This is a genomic window from Dietzia sp. CW19, from assembly GCF_014145265.1.
Lineage (GTDB): Bacteria > Actinomycetota > Actinomycetes > Mycobacteriales > Mycobacteriaceae > Dietzia > Dietzia natronolimnaea.
The window spans coordinates 1-4,399 of sequence record NZ_JAALEE010000044.1 but is presented as its reverse complement, the minus strand read 5'-3'; the positions used below and the strand labels follow the sequence as shown (position 1 = coordinate 4,399).

General features: G+C 70.5%; 4 protein-coding genes and 1 pseudogene. 4 read left to right on the top strand and 1 reads right to left on the bottom strand.

Annotated elements, in window-relative coordinates; translation table 11 throughout:
- Nucleotides 1–523: 523 nt before the first annotated feature.
- Nucleotides 524–1,030, top strand: a complete 507-nt coding sequence (locus tag G6021_RS01675) for a GtrA family protein (RefSeq protein ID WP_095717086.1) — start codon at nt 524–526, stop codon at nt 1,028–1,030.
- A gap of 112 nt (nt 1,031–1,142) precedes the next feature.
- On the top strand, nt 1,143–3,014 hold the full coding sequence (locus G6021_RS01670) for a glycosyltransferase (RefSeq protein ID WP_182640533.1): 1,872 nt from the start codon (nt 1,143–1,145) through the stop codon (nt 3,012–3,014).
- A gap of 62 nt (nt 3,015–3,076) precedes the next feature.
- Here G6021_RS01670 and G6021_RS01665 read toward each other — a convergent pair whose 3' ends face one another.
- Complete coding sequence (locus tag G6021_RS01665) at nt 3,077–3,535, bottom strand: MarR family transcriptional regulator (protein WP_182640532.1); 459 nt, start codon at nt 3,533–3,535, stop codon at nt 3,077–3,079.
- Nucleotides 3,536–3,597: 62 nt separating this feature from the next.
- On the opposite strand from G6021_RS01665, the gene G6021_RS01660 reads away from it, so the two are divergent.
- Both G6021_RS01660 and G6021_RS01655 read left to right on the top strand, forming a co-directional pair.
- Nucleotides 3,598–3,966 carry a VOC family protein gene (locus tag G6021_RS01660; RefSeq protein ID WP_182640531.1) on the top strand — a complete coding sequence of 123 codons (369 nt, stop codon included), beginning with the start codon at nt 3,598–3,600 and terminating at the stop codon, nt 3,964–3,966.
- Nucleotides 3,967–4,094: 128 nt separating this feature from the next.
- Nucleotides 4,095–4,399, top strand: a pseudogene (locus G6021_RS01655) (hypothetical protein); the annotation flags it as partial.

Sequence of the window (4,399 nt, the reverse complement as noted above, 5' to 3'; positions counted from 1 at the left end):
GGGGCGGTCTGCTCAGGCGGAGCCGCGCGTGGTCGGCGTCGAGAGGACCACCCGACCGGTGGGTGTGCACGACGGCGCCGCCGGGCGTCGGTCGGGCGTGCGCAACGGCGACGACGTCGGGACGGCCCGTCCCGTCGGCGTGTACGAGAAGACGGTCGGCGCGGTGGTGAGGGCCGGGTTGCGGTACTGGGACACGGGGTTCCTCCTGGTCGTCGGGAGAAGGACCGACGACGGGCCGCCACGGGCGGTGCCGACGAGTCCTTCTGGCGATGCGGTGCGGAGGCGACGTCGGCTCACCCGGGGCTGTGGCGCGGACCTGGTGGTGTGGACGCCGTGCGGAGATGGGGTGGCCGGAACTGATCGCTCCCGCGGAATCGAACGCTGTCGGCGGAGGTGTCGCCCGTCTGTTCGACCAGAGGCGCGCTGGTGGGCGCGCGATGGAACGACGATCGCATGTCCGGGGGCCGAGCACAAGTCGTCGTGCCGGTGTTCGTGCGGGGCGGCCGCGACCTACGCTGTCCTGGTGAGTACACCTACCGGCGGCGCGGACATCCCGGACGATTCCGTCCTCGACTCCCTGCGCGGGGCCGTCGACCCGCTCGAAGCCCGACACGAATCCGATCCGGCACGGCCGACGGACTTCCGGACCCAGGTCACCCGCTTCTTCCTCACGGGCGTACTCTCCGCGGTCGTCGACTACGGCCTGCTGCAGTTGTTGATGCTGTTCGGTCTGGGCTACGGACCGGCCAAGGCGCTGTCCTTCGTGGCGGGCACCCTCACGGCGTACTCGCTCAACCGCCGGTGGACGTTCCAGGCCGAGCCCTCCCGCGCCCGCTTCGTCGCCACGATGGGCCTGTACGCGCTGATGTTCGGCGTGCAGTGGGGCCTGTTCATGCTGCTGGTGCCGTGGTTCCACGACCTGGGCTGGAGCACGTTCTGGGCCACGACGATCGGCTACGTCATCGCGCAGGGCGTGGCGACGGTCACCAACTTCATCGTCCAGCGGACCGTGATCTTCCGGGTGCGCTGACCGCCCTCCCGAGTTACCGCCCGGCCGGGGTTAGCCTGGACGGCGCGCCCGGGCCAGCAGTCGCCCGGGAGTGAGACGACCTCCGCCCCGACTCCCCAGGAGCACCCGCCACATGGACGCCACCACCGTGACAGCCGCAGGTGCCGACGCCGGTTCCGCCCCCGACGAGCGCGACCTGCTGGTGCAGCGCACCCTGTTCTCGGGCCCGCGCAGGTGGGTCAACGACGACCTGTACTCGCGGATCGTGCGGGGGGTCGTGCGCCGCACGCGCGCCGAGCTGCACCTGGACGCCGGGGCCGTCGTCGACACCAACACCTACTTCGGCCGGTTCGAGGCCTCCTACTGGCAGCGCTGGACCACGGTCACCAGCCTCACCGTGCGGGTCGCGGTGGAGTCCGAGGGGCGCCTCGACGTCCTGGTCCGCGCGTCCGACATCGGTTCCCACGTGCGCACCGTGGACGTGTTCCACCACCAGGGGGACGGGATGGCGGTGTTGCACGTGCCGGTGGACACGTTCGTCGACGGTGGCGCGATGTGGCTGGAGTTCCACGCCGTGGACGCCGAGGCGACCGTGTCCGAGGTGACGTGGGGTGTGACGACGACGAGCCCGGCCCGCCGCGCGGCGGTGGCCATCTGCACCTTCAACAGGGCGGACGACTGCGCCGCCACCGTCGACTCGCTGGCCTCGGACCCGGTGGTGGCCGAGCTGATCGACGACCTCTACGTGACCGATCAGGGGACCGACCTGGTCGAGACGCGGGAGGCGTTCCGGCGCGCGGCCGGGGAGTTCGGCGAGCGGCTGCACTACCTGCGCCAGCCCAATCTCGGCGGCGCCGGCGGGTTCAGCCGCGGGATGTTCGAGGCCACCGCGCCCGGTTCCACCGGGCCGGTGGACGTGCTGCTCATGGACGACGACGTCCGGGTCGAGCCCGAGACGGTGTTGCGGCTGTTCGCCTTCGCGGCCCTCACCCGCGAGCCGATGCTCGTCGGCGCGCAGATGCTGTACCTGTTCAACCCGGATTACCTGCTGGTCTCGGCCGAGCGCACGCAGCTCGATCAGCTCAAGGGCGGGCTGGACGCGGACGAGTTCGCCCTGCGCGACGAGTCCGTGGTGGAGAACCGGCAGGAGCGGCGGGTCGACGCCGAGTACAACGCGTGGTGGTCCTGTCTGGTGCCGGGGGAGGCGGTGGAGAGGGTCGGGTTGCCCCTGCCGTACTTCTTCCAGTGGGACGACATCGAGTACGGGTTGCGGTGCCGACAGGCCGGGATGCCCACCTGCACCCTTCAGGGGGCGGCCGTGTGGCACGCCGACTTCTACTGGAAGGACGGCGACGACTTCGGTCAGTTCTTCTCGATGCGCAATTCGCTGACCACCGCCGCCATCCGCCAGGGGATCGATCCGCGCGCGATGGCCACGAACCTGGGCCGGAGTGTCCTGCGGGCGCTCGTGGCGATGCAGTACGGTCTCGCCGCCACCCGCATGCGCGGCATAGAGGCGTTCCTCGACGGCCCCGACGGTGCCCACGGTGTCGGTGATGGCGGGCAGGCCGCCCTGGCCGGGATCCGCGCCGAACGCGCGGGATACCCGGAGACGGCCAAGCTCGCCGTCGACGCCCTTCCCGCGGGGATCAGGGTGGAGCGCAAGGTGGGGATCCCCCGCGAGGACCGCGAGGACCAGGTGCTGGGAAAACGGCTGCTCGTCCAGAAGCTCGGACGGCAGCGTCGTGGGGTCGTGGCCGTCCCCTACGAGGACGCGGCCTGGTGGCACGTCTCGCTCTTCGACGAGGTGTACGTGACCGACGCCTCGCAGACCGGGGTGCACCACCGCAAGGTCGACCCGCAGCGGGTCACGGAATTGCAGAAGCGCCTGGCCTCCCTGCTCGCGCGGTTCGTCCGCGAGGCCCCCGCGGCCCAGGCGCGGTGGCGCGAGGCGCAGGCCCGCCTCACCACGCGGGAGAACTGGGCGCGGCTGTACGGGGTGTAGGGGCGCGGTTGTACGGGTGTAGGAAGGACCGGCTGGAGCGGACGGCGGTTCATCCGGTACGGCTATGAGTCGTCGCCCGCGTCGCTCAGGGACCGGACCATCCGCTGCAGCGCGCGGAACGCCTCGGTCTGTTCGTCCTCGGTCATGCCGGCCAGCATGCTGACCTCGACGGATCGGACCGCCGCCGTCGCCGCCCGGAGTTCGAGACGTCCACTGGAGGTGAGCCGGGTGGGCAGCACCTTACCTACAGGTGCTTCGGCCGGACGGGCGACGTATCCCTGGCGTTCCAGCGTGTGAAGCACCACGCTCATCGATTGCCTGGTGACGAACGCCCCCCGCGCGAGTTCCGAGTTCGACAATCCCGGGCGCTGCGCCAGGAGCTCGAGGCACGCGTACTGCGTCACGCTCAGTCCGAGGGGGCGGAGGGCTTCTTCCATCGCTCTGCGGAGGGCGGTCGACGCCTGTTTCAGCAAGTAACCGAGCGACGACCCGAGATCGACCCCCTCATCGTCTTGACCCATGTCAGTATTCTGACATAGATTGACTGTGTCAGATAACTGACACAGTCGACAGGAGACCCTCCATGCCCGCCACCGGCCCCGACTTCATCTCCTTCCAGGTGCGCGACCTCGCCGGTTCCCAGGCGTTCTACGAGCGCTATCTGGGGCTCGTACGCTCACCGGCCGGACCGCCACACGCCGTCGTCTTCCAGACCGAGCCGATCGCTTTCGCGCTCAGGGAGATCGTTCCCGGCACCGATCTCGCTTCAGTCGATCAACCGGGCCTCGGTGTGGCGATCTGGCTCCACGCCACCGATGTCGACGCCGTCCACGACGCCCTCGCCGCGGACGGCCGGACCATCGTCTCCGAGCCCGTCGACGGCCCGTTCGGTCGCACCTTCACCTTTGCCGACCCCGATGGATATCACGTCACCCTGCACGACCGCGTCTGAGAACCGGGCCGACCCGTTCACGTGCCTGGATCCGTCCGTCATCCACAGGGTCGACCTGTCCACAGCGGGGGTCGGTGAAGGCGCTCGTCGGTCCTGGTCGGGCGGCCACGTGCCGCACAGTGGGAGGCATGAGAGCACCAGCCCCGATCCGAGTGCAGACCTCGAGCGCGCGGGAACCGCGCACCTCAACCCCGCCGGACCCGGCGGGGCTGCCGCCGGGCCCGTTGACCACAGCCGAACTGGCCGCGGCAGTGCCCGATCCACGGGACCGCGGTCGCTACGTCCGGATCTGGCACGGGCACTACCGTCGGGACGACCAGGTCGACGACCTCCGGCTACGGAGCGTGGCGTTGGCCCGGAGCTGGCCCGAGGGTGTCCTGCGCGGGCGCAGCGCCGCCCTGCTGTGGGGCGACGACTCGGCTCCGGCCGATGC